The sequence below is a fragment of the Halorubrum vacuolatum genome, from assembly GCF_900188065.1.
Taxonomy (GTDB): domain Archaea; phylum Halobacteriota; class Halobacteria; order Halobacteriales; family Haloferacaceae; genus Halorubrum; species Halorubrum vacuolatum.
The window spans coordinates 147737-162176 of the sequence record NZ_FZNQ01000005.1 but is presented as its reverse complement, the minus strand read 5'-3'; the positions used below and the strand labels follow the sequence as shown (position 1 = coordinate 162176).

Sequence of the window (14440 nt, the reverse complement as noted above, 5' to 3'; positions counted from 1 at the left end):
AATATCCAGCAGTGCCATCGAGTGTGGTTAGTGGAGGCGTTGTCGGCTGTATCCCCGCCCTGAAGGGCGGGGTTTTAGCCTTGCAACTTCCATAACGAGGTCGTCGGACGTGGCCGTTAACCGCGTCGCGACCCTATGATCGATATGTTCGGTCGTCGCTGGCTGGAGATGACCTGGCGTGACGGACTGTTCGCCCACTGGGCGGTCGATCCGGCGGTCGTCGCGGAAACCCTCCCCGACCGGCTCTCGGTCGCCACCTACGACGGCGACGCCTACCTCGGGGTCGTCGCGTTCGTCATGGACGACATTCGACCACGGGGGATCCCGCGTGGCCTCTCGTTCCCGGAACTCAACCTCCGGACCTACGTGGAGGGGCCGGACGGTCCGGGCGTCTACTTTTATAACCTCGACGCGGACGACCCGATCGGCGTCGCCGTCGCCCGCCGGCTGTTCGCGCTCCCCTACTACCGCGCCGAGATGCGGGTGCGACGAACCGAACAACCCGAGGGCGCGACGGACGCCGGCGGCCCCCGGATCGACTTTCTCAGCCACCGCATCCATCGAGGCGTCCCCCCCGCCGGCTTCGATGCGACCTACGAGCCTCGCGGGCCGTCACGGACGGCCGAACCCGGATCGCTCGAGGCGTTCCTCGTCGAGAACTACCGGTTCTACGCCGACGGCGATCGATTATATAAAGGCGAGATCGGCCACGAGCCGTGGCGGCTGCGGGACGCGAGCGCGACGATCCGCCGCAACGGGCTCTTCGAGGCGAACGGGTTCGATGCGCCGGCGGACGGTGGAACCGTCGAGAACGGACCCACGGCCGACCCACACCTCCTCTGTGCCGATCCGATCGACGTGACTGCCGATCGGCTGCGGCGCGTATAAGATGGTTCGATCGGCCGCCCGCACAGCTTAAAAGGGTGCGTAAATCTACTCGGCGTCGAGTTCCGCGGCGAGCTCGCCGCGCTCGTCGAGTTCGGCGAGGACGTCGCTGCCGCCGATGAACGTGCCGTTCACGTACGTCTGGGGGATCGTCTCCCAGCCGCTGTGTGCCGAAAGCGCCTCGCGGTAGTGTGGAAGCGCCGGAAGCACGTCGACCGTCTCGAACTCCTCGACGTGTTTGCCGATCAGCTCCAGCGCCCGCTGGGAGTAGCCACACTGCGGCATCAGCCGGTTCCCCTTCATAAACAGCACCACGTCGTTGGACTCGATCGCCTCGTCGACGCGTGCGGTGATCTCCTCCGGGTCGGCATCGGCTTCGGGACTGAACGTCATGTCCTCCGATAGACGGTCGCGCTCCAAAGGGGTTGCGGACGCGGGGGTGGATATGAACGCGTACGGAGGACTACTCGCGGTCGACGCGGACGACGTCGATGAGCGAGTGGACGGGGACGCCGCTTATCTCGTCGTGCCCGACCTTGTCCACGAGCACGACACAGGAGACGGGATCGCCGCCCCGGTCACGGATGGCCTCGATCGATTCGCGCATCGTCGTCCCGCTGGTGATGATGTCGTCGACGAGGTAACAGTCGCGGTCGCGGATGCTGGCGAAGTTGCGCGAGAACCCCCCGCCGTGGTCGGCGATGTCGCCCTCCTCCCACTGGTGTTTCGCCGGCGCGTAGGTGGCGAGGTCGGTGTCGAGTTCGCTCGCGACGGCAGTCGCCAGCGGGACGCCGGCCTTCTCGATCCCGACGGTGAGGTCGACCTCCTCGCCCTCCTTCGTGAGGAGATCCGCCATTGCCATCGCGGCGTAGCCGAGGCGGGCCGAGTCCCGTCCGAGCGCGGACCAGTCGACGTGGATGTCGGCGTCAGAGCCCGTCGGGGCGCTCGACGCGGCCGTCGATCGCTTCGACCCGTCCGCGCCGGCACGCTCGACGAGCCAGCTCGCCGTCTCCCGTGAGACGTTCAGCTCGTCGGCGATCTCGCCCTTCGAAAGCCCCCGGTCGGCGAGCTCGGCCGCGCTGTCGATGAGGTCGTCAACGTTCTTCATACTCGGCGAATTCGACCGCCGTTTTTATAGTCGTATCGTCATCCACGAACGCCGCCTCGAACTCGTCTAGGCCATACACCCCGGTGACGAGGTCCTCGAGGAACGAGCCGTCCAGTCCGCCGAGCCGATCGACGGCGGCCTCGAAGTGGTGATAGCCGGAGTTGACGCTCCCGACGAGCGCCTTGTTGTGGAGGACGAACTCCCGGTGGAGCCGCCCGCCGTCGATCTCGAACTCCCAGTCGCCGGGGACGCCGAGGAGCGCGCCGACGCCGTTCGGCGCGAGCGCCTCGATCGTCTCGAAGGCGTGCGGGGCGTAACCGGTCGCCTCGTAGATGAAATCCATCGGCTCGTACGCCCCGGGAACGGCGGGGACGGGCGTCTCGTTCGAGTTGACGTAGGTCGCCCCGAGCGATTCGATCACGTCGATCGTCACGTCGGGGCGCTCACGACGGCCGAGACAGTAGACCCGCTCGAACTCCGCATCCAACATTGCGACGGTCAACAGCCCGAGCGAGCCGTTGCCCAACACGAGCGCGCTCTCGGGATTCCAGCGGAACGCCGAGCGGCTGGCGGCCGCGTGATCGAGCGCCTTCTCCGTGATCGAGGCGGGCTCGACGAGGAAGCCCCACTCGGCGAGTTCGGGCGGGACCTCGATCAGGCACTCGGCAGGGCTCGTAAAATACTCCGCCATGAAGCCGTGTGCGCCGACGATCCCCCGCTCGTGATAATATCCCTCAGGGGCCATGTCGGGCTCGCCGCGGGCGAAGTACTCGTTGGCCCCGTTCGGCGAGCGCCGGACCGTGGGCACGACGAGATCGCCGACCTCGAAGGGGGTGTCGTTCGGGTCCTCGATGACACCGACCGCCTCGTGGCCGAGCACGAGGTGATCGTCGTCCGCGGGGGAGCCGCCGTGGCCCCCCGCGATCACCTCGTGGTCCGTCCCGTCGACGCCCACGCGAAGGGTTCGAACGAGCGCCTCACCCGCCGTGGGCTCCGGCCGAGGCTTCTCGATCAGCACCGGCTCGTCCCCGTCGTCGTAGACCGCGATCGCTTTCATGTATCGACCCTCGTCCCCGAGCGTCAAAACATTTCTTCTATAGTGAGTAAAGCCTTGGTCCGGGTGGATCCCGCCGCACGTACAAACCGGTCGAGGGTTCGGGGCGGAACGCTTTCCCGATCCGGAAGCGAGGACCGAGGTGTGTGTACGCTCACGCTCGCCTGGCGCGTGTTCCCGAACGCGCCGGTCGTGCTGGTCGCCAACCGTGATGAGTCGCTGTCGCGGCCCTCGGAGCCGCCCGCGGTCCGATCGGGATCGCTGCGGGTCGTCGCCCCGCGCGACGCGGTCGCGGGCGGAACGTGGATCGGCGCGTCCGAGGCGGGCCTCCTCGCCGCCGTCACCAACCGGTGGCTGGACGCCGACCGCGACGGGGACCGCTCGCGTGGGCTGCTCGTCGACGACCGGCTCCGTGAGCCGAGCGCGGAGGCCGCCGTGCGGGGCCTGCTCCGGGACCTCGACCGTCACTCGTATGACGGGTTTACCCTCCTCCTTGCGGACCGTGTCGCCGCCTTCCTCGTCGCCTACGACGGGCACCCGACGGTTCGTCGGCTCGATCCCGGGGTGCACGTCCTCGGCAACGTCGGCGGCGTTCTCAACGGGATCGAACGGTTTCAGGTTCCGACGCGTCGGGCGGACGAGGGGGCGGCGCGTGCGGCGAGCGCCCGCCGGATCGCCGCCACGCTCGCGCCGGAGCCGGGCGAGTCGGCCGACGGATGGGCGGCGCGCGCGGCGGCCGTCCTCGCCGACCACGACTACGGCGCGTGTCTCCACGGCGACGGGTTCGGAACGCGCTCGTGTAGCCGGATCGTCCTCGGGGACGAGCCGCGGTTCGAGTTCGCGGACGGGCCGCCGTGTGAGACCCCGCTCGAACCGGTCGCGCTGCCGGCGGGGTTCGGCGACGGGGACGCCTCCGACTCGTGGCGCGGAGACGACGCGGAAAGCCAGTTTTAAGCGTGCTGCGGGCGGGTGTTTCGACATGAGCGTGTCCGAACTCGAGGCCGACCTCTCGGAGGACGAGCTGGCGGGCCTCGATCTCATTCGCGAGACCGGCGGGATCCATCAGAGCGACTTCTGGAAGGAACTCGACATCTCCTCACGGAAGGGAAGCCGCATCGCGGAGGCGCTTGAGGAGGCCGGGCTGATCCAGCGCGAGGAGACGGTCTACAGCGGGCACAACACCTACTATTTGGAGCCGGCCGCCCGCGACCTCGACTTCTCGTTGCTCATGGCCGGGGACATGCTCTCGCCGTTCATCGGCGAGGAGGAGATCGACCCGCAGTCGGACGCCTTCTCACAGTGGCTCATGAACCTCGCATACGAGGAGTACTGAGAGACACCGAGCGAACGCCGACGGACGGAGGCGTCGAGCGACTGCTCCGGAACGTCCGGAGCACCGGTCGTCTCACCGTCCGGAGCGACTACCGTCCGGAGCGATCGTCGCCCGGCGTTGCATCGTCGTCAGCCGACGCCTCGTCGTGCTCGGTGTCATCGTCGTCCCCGTCAGCACCTCCCGATGAGGACTCATCGTCGGGGCGGAACGGAACGTCGGCGTCCGAGGGGTGCCGGTCGACCGCGTAGTCCCCGGTATCGACCCGCTCGGCCGGCTGTGAGTAGTCGCGGTCGCTAACCGAAAAGTCGGGGCGGATGACCCCGTCCGGAGGAATATCGAGGTCATCGGCGTCGTCACCCTCCTCGGCGTCCGCAGCGTCCATACCGTCGTCACCCTCCTCGGCGTCCGCAACATCCGTGGTGTCGTCGACACCCTCGGCGTCGACAACGTCCTCGACGCCATCGATCCCCGCGAACCGATCGGTACCGGCCATGTCGTCGGCGTCGAGGGCGGCCCCGACAGCGGGGTCGGCCTCGGCGTCGTCGATGACGACGTCATCGGCGTCGACATCGACCACTGAACCCGTCCCGGCGTCGGCCGCTGAATCCGTCCCGGCGTCGGCCGACGCCCCGTAGATCTCCATGGGGTCACCCTCGAACCACTCGAAGGCGGTTCGCCGAGCACGCCGGTCGATCAGCGCGTCCTGGAGACGGTCGTTCAGTTCACGTCGAAGCGTAACCGCCTCGTCGATGTCGAAATCGACGGCCGCGGCGTTGCTTCCCATGAGCGACCCGGTCCCGGCGGTGTCGGCGACGACGGTCGCTACGTACCACCGACGCTGGAAGATCGTCCGGGTGTCGATCACGTTCTGGATCCGGTAGTACGGGACGACTTTCACCTGGCGGCTCCAGAAGCCGTTGCGCGTGAGCAGGTGATCCTCACCCAACCAGTAGCCGCGGTGTTTCCACTTCAGGTGTGCCGCCGGCGGGACCGCGAGCAGCAGCAGCAGCGGTCCGTACCACGGGATCGCCCCCGCGGTCCACCAGTCGACCGCGAAAAGGATCCCGGTCAACGCGGCGACGACCATCGTGTACCGGAACACATACCGCCACCGAATACGCCGCGGCGGACGGTGAAACGACGGTTCGCCGAAGGGTTCGACCTCGCGTGCGAGGTCATATACCCGATCGGTCCGGGCGATGGGGACCGCCGCCTGGCTCCCCTGATCGCCGCCCTGTCCGGGCGCGTAGCCGGCCGTCTCGATGGAGAGGCTCGCGTAGCCGAGCGCCCGCTTCGCGGGATTGTCGGCGATCGTGAGCGTCTGAACCTTCTCGGTCGGGATCGAACCGCTGTATCGCCTGAAGAGCCCCCGCTCGTAGCGGAGCTCGTCGCCGGCGCGTGAGAGCCGAAAGCCGTAGTAGTTCGAAAAGGCGATCGCCGCGCCGAGCACCCACGAGGCGAGAAAGAGCAGGCCGACGGCGACGATGGCCGTCGCGGTGAGGATCGCCGCCGAGGCGGTCGGAATGAATCCGGAGAGCACGGGCACCGACCCCGAGCCGAGGAACGCCAGCAGGCCGATGAGCCGACCGTCGAACGAGAGCGCCCCAACGAGCGCGAGCTCGCCGGGCGTGATGGCGAAGAGGTCCTCCTCGGTGGGCGCGACCGGCTCGCCGTGTTCGTCGAGCTCGCCCGGGGACCCGTTCGCGCCCGACTTTCGCCGCTGGAGCTCCCGCTGGAGCCGGGTCGCCTCCGCGACGGTCACGTAGCGAATGGAGCCCTCCGTGGCCGAGCCGCCGGCTGTTTCGAGGTCGACGGCGGCGATCCCGAGCGCCCGCTGGACCACGTTTCGGCTCACGTCGACGTTCTGGATCCGCCGATAGGGGATCTCGCGTTCGCGTCTGGAGATCACCCCGGAGCTGATATCGAAGGTGTCCTCGGTGAGGACGTACTCAAACCGTTGGTAGTAGGCCGCCTCGTACGCCAGCGCGACGAGGACGATCCCGGCGGCGACGGCGACCGTCAGGCCCGTCCCGCCCGCGTCGCTCGCGTTCAGGATGAAAAACGCCAGTACGGCGAACCCCAATCCCCGCTGAAGCGCCCGATACGGAACCGACTGCGGGGCGAGTTTCACACCGCGTCCTCCCCGTCCGCACGGATCGCCAGCCGTTTCAACTCCCCACGGAGGTCGTTTGCGCCGTCGGGCGTCAAACCCGGGATCCGAACGTCCGCACCGCGGGACCCCGCGGTGTAAACGACACAGGAGGCGAGCCCGACGGCCCGCTCTATTGGCCCGCGGCGCGAGTCGACGTGCTGTATTCGGACGAGCGGGACGGTCGTGCGGACCTGGGTGATCACGCCCCGGTCGAGGTAGAGTTCGTCCTCGCGGATCTCATAGCTCCAGCGACGATACCGCAACAGCGCGTGGACGACGCCGATCACGAGGAGGACGCCGCCGGCGACCGTCGGGGCCCATTCGGGCAGATAGCCGAGATAGAAGCCGGCGACGAACGGGAGGGTGAACAGCCCGGCGAAGACGATCGCCCGGACCACCCACACGATCCGCACACGCGGGTGGAGACGCTGTGTCGTCATCGACCACCCTCCATCGAAGCTCCGAGAGTCATACGCGGCGTTTGTCCGGGTCACGTATAAACGTTGGACGATCGGTGCGTGGCTGGCCACTCGACGGGATCGAGCCGACGACCGGCGTCAGTCCGCCGGCTCGACGGCCCGATGAAACGGCGTCCGCGAGATGACCTCGCGGAGCTCGGCGAGCGAGTCCCGACCCGCGTCGCCGGCGACGGACATCACGGCGAAGACCTCCTGTCTGGAGATCTTCACGCCCGCCTCGGTGAGCGCGTCCTCGGGGCGGGACCGGAGCTCGCGAAGCGTCCCGACCGCGAGCAGATACGGCACCGACCACGCCTCCATCGTGTTGCCGTTCGAAAGCGGCATCGTCTCCAGATACGCCTGTGCGTCGTCGAGAAACGAGCGGGCGTGTTCGGCGGTCCGGCCGACGACGCGGGCGGAGGACTCGCGGTTTTCGGGCGCGATGAGTTCCTCCTGATCGACGCCCTCGGCCGCCAGCCACTCGGCGGGCAGGTAGACGTTGTTCTCCTCCGTGTAATCGTCGTAGACGTCCTTCGAGACGTTGACGAGCTGGAGGAGGAGCCCGAACTCCTCGGCGGTCGCACGCAGGCGCTCGGCGCGCTCCTCGGCGAGGTCCCCGCGTGTGAGCAGGTTGGTGATGAGGTTGCCGACCGTGCCGGCCGCGTAGTAACAGTACTGTTCGAGCTCGTCGCGGTCGTCGATCCGCAGGCCACCCTCCTCGGCGTGCCGGTCGACGAACATCGCCATCCCGTCGACCATCTCGACGACCGGCGGGACGATCGCCCCCCGGGCGTCGGCGGCGAGTTCGTCCTCGAAGGTCGCGATGACCGTCGGCGACTCGGCGACCACACGCCAGTCGTCGTTTCGATCGGCGGGGTCGGGAAGCCACTCGTCGACGGCCGCCCGGAACTCGTGGATGTCGACGTCGGCCTCCGGGTCGATCGCGCGTTGATACGTCCGGAGGAGGTCCGTCTGTGCGTCGGGAGGGATGTGACCGGCGTCCTCGACCGTGTCGGCGATGCGACAGAGGAGATATCCCAAACAGATCTGCGAGGCCATCGGCTCATCCAACACGTCGACGGTCAACGCGAAGGTCCGGGAGACCCCCTGGACCGCCTCGTGACACCACGCGAGGTCGGGCTCGATGGAAGCGTGTGCTCGTCCGCTCATTCGATTATCGATACGTACGGCATGGCGGATAAAAAAGCCTCGTGGAACCGCCACGCCCCGTTCATGCGTCGGGAACGCGGCCATTCGTGGAAAATCGACGGACTGCAACGTTACGTCGGAACAGAAACGACACGTGCGTGGTCGATCGTGTAGAAATCGATAAGGGCGACGGGATGAACCCCCAGCCATGGAGTTCACGCTCACGGCGGAACAGCGGCAGATGCGTGACGTCGTCGCCGACTTCGTCGACGAGGAGGTCGTCCCCCGCGCCGCGGCGATCGACGAGACCGACGAGTTTCCCGCGGACCTGATCGCGGAGATGGCCGACCTCGGCCTCATGGGGATGCCGTTTCCGGAGGAATACGGCGGCGCGGGGCTCGATTACCACGCCTATGCGGCCTGTCTCGCGGAGATCTCCCGCGGATCGGGCGGGCTCGGAACCGTCGTCGCCGCCCACACGTCGCTCGCGGGCAACATGGTGTACGCCTTTGGCGATGAGACACAGCGTGAGACGTACCTCTCGCCGCTCAACCGGGGTGAGGACATCGGGGCGTTCGCGCTCTCGGAGGCGGGTGCGGGTTCGGACGTCGCCGCGATGACGACGACCGCCGAGCCCGACGGGGACGGCTACGTGCTCTCGGGCGGGAAGCTCTGGACCTCGAACGGCTCGGTCGCGGACACCGTGATCGTCTTCGCGAAGACGGACACGGCGGCCGGCCACCGCGGGATCTCCGCGTTCATCGTCCGTCCGGGCGAGGACGACGGCTTCGTCGTCGAGGGAACGGAGAAGAAACTCGGGGACAAGGGCTGTCCGACCGCCGAACTTCGATTCGACGACCTCCGGCTGCCGTCGGACCGGTTGCTCGGCGAGGAGGGCGAGGGGTTCGTACAGGCGTTGAAAACGCTCAACGGCGGGCGGATCACCATCGCGGCGCGCTCGGTCGGCATCGCCCGCGCCGCCTTCGAGGCCGCCCGGACCTACGCCACCGAGCGCGAGCAGTTCGGCGGGCCGATAAGCGATTTCCAAGCCATCAGCCACAAGCTCGCGGACATGGACACGAAGATCCAGGCGGCGACGCTGTTGATGCACAAGGCGGCCGATCTAAAGGAGCGCGACGAGCCGTTCATCAAGGAGGCCGCCCAGGCGAAGCTGTACGCCTCGGAGATCTCCCGTGAGGTCGCAAACGAGGGGATACAGATCCACGGCGGCTACGGCTATACGAAGGACTTCCCCGCCGAGCGGTTCTACCGCGACGCGAAGCTCTCGGAGATCTACGAGGGGACGAGCGAGGTGTTACGCAACACGATCGCCCAGCAGTTGCTCGATGAATAGCTCTCAGCTCTGTTGAAATCCGCAAGCGGTGACAGGTCTCTCGCGTCGTGCTGAATATAGCGGCTGAATGTAGCAAACAAGCATCAGTAATTGCATACTACTGTAGCTAAAGCGAAAAATGTCAATTATTATGTTTTTCTACGTGATTTCTACACCTTATCGGACCGCCTCAACGGTCGTGGCGACATCAGAACAAACTACGATCGATCGCCGTACCAATAGTCGGGACAGTAAATATCGTCTCGCACCGGCGGTTCAGAGGCCCTTATCGAAAGCTGGTCATCGTCCATATGGAACTGGATTCCAGTTATTGAACCGGAATTTGTCGGCGTTTCTCTATATGTGATTGTTTCGGTATATTCGTCTGCCACAACGGTCAGTTCGTACCTGCCATATAATTTCTCATATGCGCTCGTTTCTACACTCGTTCCGGGATCAAGGGAGAACGCTTCGCTGAGTACCTGCTGAGGCGTCTCAACCTCGGCGTACGATACCGCTGGTTCGACGAAGTCAATCAGTAATGCAAAATCCAGCGGGTCGTCGGTGTTGTTTTCGATCGTTAGCCCGTGGTTGCCTTTTGTCGGAACCGTGCGATCAACAGTAAGTCGTACGGGATCACGGTCTTGGTCGATCTGTGCCCGGTAATAGGTCAGAGGGTCAGTCGTGATGAGATAGGAACTCTGTGGATCAAGGACGTTCGGAAGGTAAAGTGGCGGTGATGCCTCGTAATACCCCTCCTCAAGAGCGGTCTCAACCTCATTCTTGGCGGCATTTGGAAGATTGTCGATTCGGATATTCCACCGCGGACATCGATCGAACGACTCCGGTCCCTGCAGTGGGGTAGTGGATAGATCCCTTTCCAAGCAGCCGGCAAGACCCGCGCAGGCACCGAGTCCCCCTGCGCTGGCAAGGAAAGTTCGACGGTTCATAATTCATTCGATCAATTGGGCCGCTAAATGCTTTCTGTGAACATAGGATCAACTCTGATTGGCAGATTTTGGCCCGTGAATCAACTGCGTCTTTGACTCATGAAAACACATTTTGCGTACAGATGACCACTCATATCCACGAATGCATCGTCGCGACCTGGTGGCCACTCTTGCTGGATCGGGTATTACACTCACGGCGGGGTGTCTGGATGATGAGACCTCGGAAGATGCCCCGATGACCTGTCTCGAGACGGCAACGAACGACGGACTCGAGGGGGCGATCTGTCCCGCCGACGATCCAGAATCGGTACCCGAGCCGCTCCAGTGTGCGGAGGGCGAGTTCGTCGATTGAAAGCAAAGTACGAGCCAGACGACGTGTACTGGGGTGACGCCGAGATTCTCGCCCTCCGGGTTGCCGAGACGGCCTACGAATACGGAGACAGGATAGACCTTACATTGACGAACATCGGGAGCGCCCCCGAGGAGATCACCGAGTACCGCTGGTTCAATTTCGAGATCTATACCGAGGATGGCTGGCAGGACGTACGCGGTGAGACGGTGCCTGAGGAGCCACGTGCGTTCCCTGACGACGGCACCGATCACGACCCCGAGGAGGCGTGACAGTGGGAGATCGAACTGACCGAAGCGGGGATCGAGGCGGAAAGTTTCTTTCCCGATAGCACTCGGGTCTGTCCGGAGCTACAGTCGGATCGGTATCGGTTCGTCTTTGCCAATCAATTCGGCGAGGAAGAAGCCGTGGCGGTCGCCTTCGATGTGTCGGTCTGAGCCGGAACAGACCGTGATGGATTCGCACGCCGTCGCTTGCACGGCTTCAAAAAGTAAGTTGAATGTGGGAGATTGATTGCTGATGATCTACTCGGTACGTCCGCGTCGGAACTACGCGCCGTCGTCCTCGTACGTCCGTGCGGTGAGCACCGGGCACTCGCTGTAACGAACCACGCGCTCGGCGACGGAGCCGGCCGTTAGAAACCGGCCGATCCCCGTCCGACCGTGGGTTCCCATCACGATCAGGTCGGCGTCGTAGGCGTCGGCGGCCGCGAGGATCTCCTCGTATGGACGGCCGCGACGGAGGTGCTTTTCCACCGCGACATCGTGCTCGCTGGCCGCCGCCTCCACCGTCTCCACCGCCGCCTCGCCGCGGCCCTCCTCGCGTTCCACGACCATGTCCCACTCGCCCGCGCCGGCGATGCCCTCGTCGACGACGAAGAGCGCGTGGATCCGCGCGTCGGCGAGGTCGGCGAGGAGACACGCCTGATCGATCGCTTCGGTGATCCCGGCGCTCCCGTCGGTGGGGAGCAGAATCTCATCGTACATCCTGAACGAACGTCGTCGACGCGGAAAATGAACGTTCCGGCGGGCAGGTTCAGGACTCGACCCCGAACAGCGCGTCGACGGCCTCGCCGGCCGCCTCGACCGCCTCCTGGGCGACCGCATCGGGATCCGGTCGGTCGCTCTCCGGGTCGTCCTCCGGTCGGTCGGTCTCGGGATCGTCCGTCTCGGGGACGTTGAGATAGACGTCCACGTCGAGCACGCCGTCCTCGAACGTCACCGTCACGTCCAGATCGGTGACCGTGGAGCCCGCGTAGTGCGAGAAGACGACACCCTCGGCCGCCTCCGCGGCGGTTTGCACGACCTCCTCGTCGCTCGGCTCCGGCATCTACGCGCCGGCGCCCGGACCGCCCGGTCCCATGGGGCCACCGCCGCCCGCGCCGCCCTGGAGGAGCTGCTGTAACTCGCCCTGGAGGCTCTCGAACTGCTCCTGTACGCGGTCCTCCTGTTTCGTGAGCTGTTCGAGGCGGATCTCGAGCGAGCTCACCTTGTTCTCCAAGTCGTCGTAGGCGGTCTCGTAGTCGGTCGCGACGAGGATCTCGCCGATCTCGCGATACATCTCGGCATCCGCATCGACGTCCTCGAGGGCGTCGAGGGCCGTCTTCGACTCGTTGAGCGCGGTCTGGGTCTGTTCTTTCTGTTGGGCGACCTTCTGTGCGGTCTCCTGGAGGTCCTGGAGGTCTTCGAGTTTCTCCTGTGCTTCCGGCGGTAGATTTCCTTGCATGGACTGAGGGTGGTGACCCGGAGGGAAAAACCCCCGACTTCTCCGTCGAACAGCGACGGCACGGGAATTCACCGCAGCGAGCGCGAGCAGGGCGCTAACGTGTGTCGTTCCGGGAGCCGGTCCCGGCGTGTCCGTTCCCGGGGCCCTCGGCGACCGTCTCCGCGACCGCCACGAGCCGTGACCAGCTGTTGATCCCGGCACGAAGCGCGACGAGGTCGTCGGCCCCGACGTGGACGACGACATCGCGACCGTCGCGTTCGACCGTCGCAGCCGAGCGATCGTCGTCGATCTCGCCGACCTCAGGGGCGAGCGCCGCACCGACGACGCGGGCCCGCGGCTCGTCGGGATATCGAAATCGGAGGGCGGCGGTGTGCTCGCGGGTGGACGGATCGGTGCTCACGGGCTGTCGAGGAACGCCGGGAAGTTACCCACGGGGGATCGGGTCAAGCGCTCGTATGACGTGTTACTCGACGTCGACTTCCTTGATCCCGCCGCCGCGCTCCTTCAGGAGGACGCGGTGGCCGCAGTACGGACAGCGCACGCCGCCGTACTCATCGAGGGTGACGTCGCGCTTACAGCGGGAGCACTTGTAGCTCATTCCGTTATTCCTCGTCGGCGAGGGCGGCACGGATGGAGCGGCGGACGGTGCGTCCACCCGGCGTCTCGGGCCGGTAGGCCCCGCCGGTGAACGTCTCGCCCGTCTCCTCGTTGACCCAGATGCCGGTGCCGACACGCTTGACGTCGTCGCCGTCGACGGTCGCGTTCCGCATCTCCGCTTCGATCTCTTTGACCCGCTTTCGTGCGACGCGGCCGTATCGGGCGCCAAATCGGCCCGCACTGCCGGTGCTTCGAGCCTTCTCGTCAGCCATAGTGTCCCCTTCTACCCCCAGCACGCCTAAAAAGGCTACGAGTCGGGGGCGGAGAATCCGACAGCGGACGACTTAATATTCTCCAGTGTTATCACTCAGTTGTATGTCCGAGTTGACCGGCTTCGACGGCTTCAGCGACGTGGACGAATCGACCGTAACCCGCGCGATCGGCCAGGAGTGGACGGACGGGTTCATGGAGTTCGCCGATACGGAGGTCATCGTCGTCGGCGGCGGCCCAGCCGGGCTCACGGCGGCGATGGAGCTCGCCGAGCGCGACGTGGACACCATGGTCGTCGAGCGGAACAACTACCTCGGCGGCGGCTTCTGGCTCGGCGGCTTCCTCATGAACGTGGTGACGGTTCGCGATCCCGCCCAGGAGATCCTCGATGACCTCGGCGTCGACTACGATCCCGTCGCCGACACGCCGGGACTGTTCACCGCCGCCGGGCCACACGCCTGTTCGGGGCTTATCAAGGCCGCCTGTGATGCCGGCGTGCACATTCAGAACATGACGGAGTTCACCGACATCGTCGTCCGCGAGGACCATCGCGTCGGCGGGATCGTGATGAACTGGACGCCCGTCCACGCGCTCCCGCGCGAGATCACCTGCGTCGACCCCATCGCCGTGGAGGCCGACCTCGTGATCGACGCGACCGGCCACGACGCGGTCGTGCTCAAGAAGTTGGCCGAACGCGGCGCCCTCGACGCCGCCGGGATCCGCGAGGCGGAGGAGAACCACATGGGGATGGACACGACGGGCGAGGACGAGTACGGCGCGCCCGGACACGACTCGCCGGGCCACGACTCGATGTGGGTCGCCGAAAGCGAGGATGCCGTCGTCGAACACACCGGTCGCGTCCACGACGGGCTCATCGCGACCGGGATGGCGGTCGCCACCGCCCACGGCCTCCCGCGGATGGGTCCGACCTTCGGGGCGATGTTGGTCTCGGGCAAGCGGGCCGCCCAGGCCGCACTCGATGAACTGAACGTCGACGCCCCCGAGGTGTCGCTCTCGGCGTCGACGGCTCCGGCACCCGCGGACGACTGATCCGGATCCGTCGGTCGAGAAGTCACG

General features: G+C 66.0%; 20 protein-coding genes. 7 read left to right on the top strand and 13 right to left on the bottom strand.

Annotation, left to right across the window (positions count from 1 at the left end; genetic code table 11):
- The first annotated feature begins 144 nt into the window (after positions 1–144).
- The gene (locus tag CHB65_RS07415) at positions 145–888 is read left to right on the top strand and encodes a YqjF family protein (RefSeq protein WP_089384432.1); all 744 of its coding nucleotides are present in this window, start codon (positions 145–147) and stop codon (positions 886–888) included.
- A gap of 45 nt (positions 889–933) precedes the next feature.
- Here the strand turns inward: CHB65_RS07415 and CHB65_RS07410 are convergent, their stop codons facing one another.
- From CHB65_RS07410 to CHB65_RS07400, 3 genes are all read right to left on the bottom strand, one after another.
- Positions 934–1278: a glutaredoxin family protein gene (locus CHB65_RS07410; protein ID WP_089384422.1), complete on the bottom strand. Its 345-nt coding sequence runs from the start codon at positions 1276–1278 to the stop codon at positions 934–936.
- 70 nt (positions 1279–1348) lie between these two features.
- Positions 1349–1993 (bottom strand): transcriptional regulator GfcR, encoded by a 645-nt coding sequence (gene gfcR, locus CHB65_RS07405; RefSeq protein WP_089384421.1) that lies wholly within the window; start codon positions 1991–1993, stop codon positions 1349–1351.
- Positions 1980–3050 carry a glucose 1-dehydrogenase gene (locus CHB65_RS07400; RefSeq protein WP_089384420.1) on the bottom strand — a complete coding sequence of 357 codons (1071 nt, stop codon included), beginning with the start codon at positions 3048–3050 and terminating at the stop codon, positions 1980–1982. The genes gfcR and CHB65_RS07400 overlap by 14 nt, the downstream gene beginning before the upstream one ends.
- 141 nt (positions 3051–3191) lie before the next feature.
- Between CHB65_RS07400 and CHB65_RS07395 the strand changes: the two genes are divergently transcribed.
- Together CHB65_RS07395 and CHB65_RS07390 are read left to right on the top strand one after the other, a co-directional pair.
- A complete protein-coding gene (locus CHB65_RS07395; protein ID WP_089384419.1) occupies positions 3192–4001 on the top strand; it encodes an NRDE family protein in 810 nt (269 codons plus the stop codon).
- 25 nt (positions 4002–4026) lie between these two features.
- Positions 4027–4380 carry a helix-turn-helix transcriptional regulator gene (locus tag CHB65_RS07390; protein ID WP_089384418.1) on the top strand — a complete coding sequence of 118 codons (354 nt, stop codon included), beginning with the start codon at positions 4027–4029 and terminating at the stop codon, positions 4378–4380.
- 88 nt (positions 4381–4468) lie between these two features.
- Here the strand turns inward: CHB65_RS07390 and CHB65_RS07385 are convergent, their stop codons facing one another.
- The 3 genes from CHB65_RS07385 to CHB65_RS07375 form a co-directional block, all read right to left on the bottom strand.
- Positions 4469–6511, bottom strand: coding sequence for a PH domain-containing protein (locus CHB65_RS07385; protein WP_089384417.1), 2043 nt, complete (start codon positions 6509–6511; stop codon positions 4469–4471).
- Positions 6508–6972 carry a PH domain-containing protein gene (locus CHB65_RS07380; protein ID WP_089384416.1) on the bottom strand — a complete coding sequence of 155 codons (465 nt, stop codon included), beginning with the start codon at positions 6970–6972 and terminating at the stop codon, positions 6508–6510. Before CHB65_RS07380 ends, CHB65_RS07385 begins: the two co-directional genes overlap by 4 nt.
- A 117-nt stretch (positions 6973–7089) precedes the next feature.
- Positions 7090–8160: a phytoene/squalene synthase family protein gene (locus CHB65_RS07375; protein WP_089384415.1), complete on the bottom strand. Its 1071-nt coding sequence runs from the start codon at positions 8158–8160 to the stop codon at positions 7090–7092.
- A gap of 187 nt (positions 8161–8347) precedes the next feature.
- On the opposite strand from CHB65_RS07375, the gene CHB65_RS07370 reads away from it, so the two are divergent.
- Positions 8348–9493, top strand: a complete 1146-nt coding sequence (locus tag CHB65_RS07370) for an acyl-CoA dehydrogenase family protein (RefSeq protein WP_089384414.1) — start codon at positions 8348–8350, stop codon at positions 9491–9493.
- A gap of 197 nt (positions 9494–9690) precedes the next feature.
- Here CHB65_RS07370 and CHB65_RS07365 read toward each other — a convergent pair whose 3' ends face one another.
- Positions 9691–10422, bottom strand: coding sequence for a twin-arginine translocation signal domain-containing protein (locus tag CHB65_RS07365; protein ID WP_089384413.1), 732 nt, complete (start codon positions 10420–10422; stop codon positions 9691–9693).
- Positions 10423–10564: 142 nt separating this feature from the next.
- Between CHB65_RS07365 and CHB65_RS16815 the strand changes: the two genes are divergently transcribed.
- Together CHB65_RS16815 and CHB65_RS07360 are read left to right on the top strand one after the other, a co-directional pair.
- The gene (locus CHB65_RS16815; protein ID WP_143420362.1) at positions 10565–10774 is read left to right on the top strand and encodes a hypothetical protein; all 210 of its coding nucleotides are present in this window, start codon (positions 10565–10567) and stop codon (positions 10772–10774) included.
- Positions 10771–11043 carry a hypothetical protein gene (locus CHB65_RS07360; protein ID WP_143420361.1) on the top strand — a complete coding sequence of 91 codons (273 nt, stop codon included), beginning with the start codon at positions 10771–10773 and terminating at the stop codon, positions 11041–11043. The genes CHB65_RS16815 and CHB65_RS07360 overlap by 4 nt, the downstream gene beginning before the upstream one ends.
- Positions 11044–11319: 276 nt before the next feature.
- On the opposite strand, the gene CHB65_RS07355 is transcribed toward CHB65_RS07360, so the two are convergent.
- The 6 genes from CHB65_RS07355 to CHB65_RS07330 all read right to left on the bottom strand — a co-directional run bounded on the left by CHB65_RS07355 (position 11320) and on the right by CHB65_RS07330 (position 13365).
- Complete coding sequence (locus tag CHB65_RS07355; protein ID WP_089384411.1) at positions 11320–11757, bottom strand: universal stress protein; 438 nt, start codon at positions 11755–11757, stop codon at positions 11320–11322.
- A gap of 49 nt (positions 11758–11806) precedes the next feature.
- Positions 11807–12100 carry a DUF3194 domain-containing protein gene (locus tag CHB65_RS07350; protein WP_089384410.1) on the bottom strand — a complete coding sequence of 98 codons (294 nt, stop codon included), beginning with the start codon at positions 12098–12100 and terminating at the stop codon, positions 11807–11809.
- Entirely contained in the window at positions 12101–12496 is a 396-nt protein-coding gene (locus CHB65_RS07345; protein ID WP_089384409.1) for a prefoldin subunit beta, read from the bottom strand.
- 94 nt (positions 12497–12590) lie between these two features.
- Positions 12591–12896 carry a KEOPS complex subunit Pcc1 gene (locus CHB65_RS07340; RefSeq protein ID WP_089384408.1) on the bottom strand — a complete coding sequence of 102 codons (306 nt, stop codon included), beginning with the start codon at positions 12894–12896 and terminating at the stop codon, positions 12591–12593.
- Between the two features lie 63 nt (positions 12897–12959).
- Complete coding sequence (locus CHB65_RS07335) at positions 12960–13094, bottom strand: DNA-directed RNA polymerase subunit P (protein WP_006114270.1); 135 nt, start codon at positions 13092–13094, stop codon at positions 12960–12962.
- Between the two features lie 4 nt (positions 13095–13098).
- On the bottom strand, positions 13099–13365 hold the full coding sequence (locus tag CHB65_RS07330; protein ID WP_089384407.1) for an eL43 family ribosomal protein: 267 nt from the start codon (positions 13363–13365) through the stop codon (positions 13099–13101).
- Positions 13366–13477: 112 nt separating this feature from the next.
- On the opposite strand from CHB65_RS07330, the gene CHB65_RS07325 reads away from it, so the two are divergent.
- Positions 13478–14413 carry a thiazole biosynthesis protein gene (locus CHB65_RS07325; RefSeq protein WP_089384431.1) on the top strand — a complete coding sequence of 312 codons (936 nt, stop codon included), beginning with the start codon at positions 13478–13480 and terminating at the stop codon, positions 14411–14413.
- The last annotated feature ends 27 nt before the right edge of the window (positions 14414–14440 follow it).

What these genes read in the sequence shown, in the direction of transcription:
- CHB65_RS07375 (WP_089384415.1), bottom strand. Translation starts at nt 8,160, where the DNA reads ATGAGCGGACGAGCACACGCTTCCATCGAGCCCGACCTCGCGTGGTGT.
- CHB65_RS07355 (WP_089384411.1), bottom strand. Translation starts at nt 11,757, where the DNA reads ATGTACGATGAGATTCTGCTCCCCACCGACGGGAGCGCCGGGATCACC.
- gfcR (WP_089384421.1), bottom strand. Translation starts at nt 1,993, where the DNA reads ATGAAGAACGTTGACGACCTCATCGACAGCGCGGCCGAGCTCGCCGAC.
- CHB65_RS07350 (WP_089384410.1), bottom strand. Translation starts at nt 12,100, where the DNA reads ATGCCGGAGCCGAGCGACGAGGAGGTCGTGCAAACCGCCGCGGAGGCG.
- CHB65_RS07390 (WP_089384418.1), top strand. Translation starts at nt 4,027, where the DNA reads ATGAGCGTGTCCGAACTCGAGGCCGACCTCTCGGAGGACGAGCTGGCG.
- CHB65_RS16815 (WP_143420362.1), top strand. Translation starts at nt 10,565, where the DNA reads ATGCATCGTCGCGACCTGGTGGCCACTCTTGCTGGATCGGGTATTACA.
- CHB65_RS07380 (WP_089384416.1), bottom strand. Translation starts at nt 6,972, where the DNA reads ATGACGACACAGCGTCTCCACCCGCGTGTGCGGATCGTGTGGGTGGTC.
- CHB65_RS07400 (WP_089384420.1), bottom strand. Translation starts at nt 3,050, where the DNA reads ATGAAAGCGATCGCGGTCTACGACGACGGGGACGAGCCGGTGCTGATC.
- CHB65_RS07330 (WP_089384407.1), bottom strand. Translation starts at nt 13,365, where the DNA reads ATGGCTGACGAGAAGGCTCGAAGCACCGGCAGTGCGGGCCGATTTGGC.
- CHB65_RS07410 (WP_089384422.1), bottom strand. Translation starts at nt 1,278, where the DNA reads ATGACGTTCAGTCCCGAAGCCGATGCCGACCCGGAGGAGATCACCGCA.
- CHB65_RS07370 (WP_089384414.1), top strand. Translation starts at nt 8,348, where the DNA reads ATGGAGTTCACGCTCACGGCGGAACAGCGGCAGATGCGTGACGTCGTC.
- CHB65_RS07335 (WP_006114270.1), bottom strand. Translation starts at nt 13,094, where the DNA reads ATGAGCTACAAGTGCTCCCGCTGTAAGCGCGACGTCACCCTCGATGAG.
- CHB65_RS07365 (WP_089384413.1), bottom strand. Translation starts at nt 10,422, where the DNA reads ATGAACCGTCGAACTTTCCTTGCCAGCGCAGGGGGACTCGGTGCCTGC.
- CHB65_RS07415 (WP_089384432.1), top strand. Translation starts at nt 145, where the DNA reads ATGTTCGGTCGTCGCTGGCTGGAGATGACCTGGCGTGACGGACTGTTC.
- CHB65_RS07345 (WP_089384409.1), bottom strand. Translation starts at nt 12,496, where the DNA reads ATGCAAGGAAATCTACCGCCGGAAGCACAGGAGAAACTCGAAGACCTC.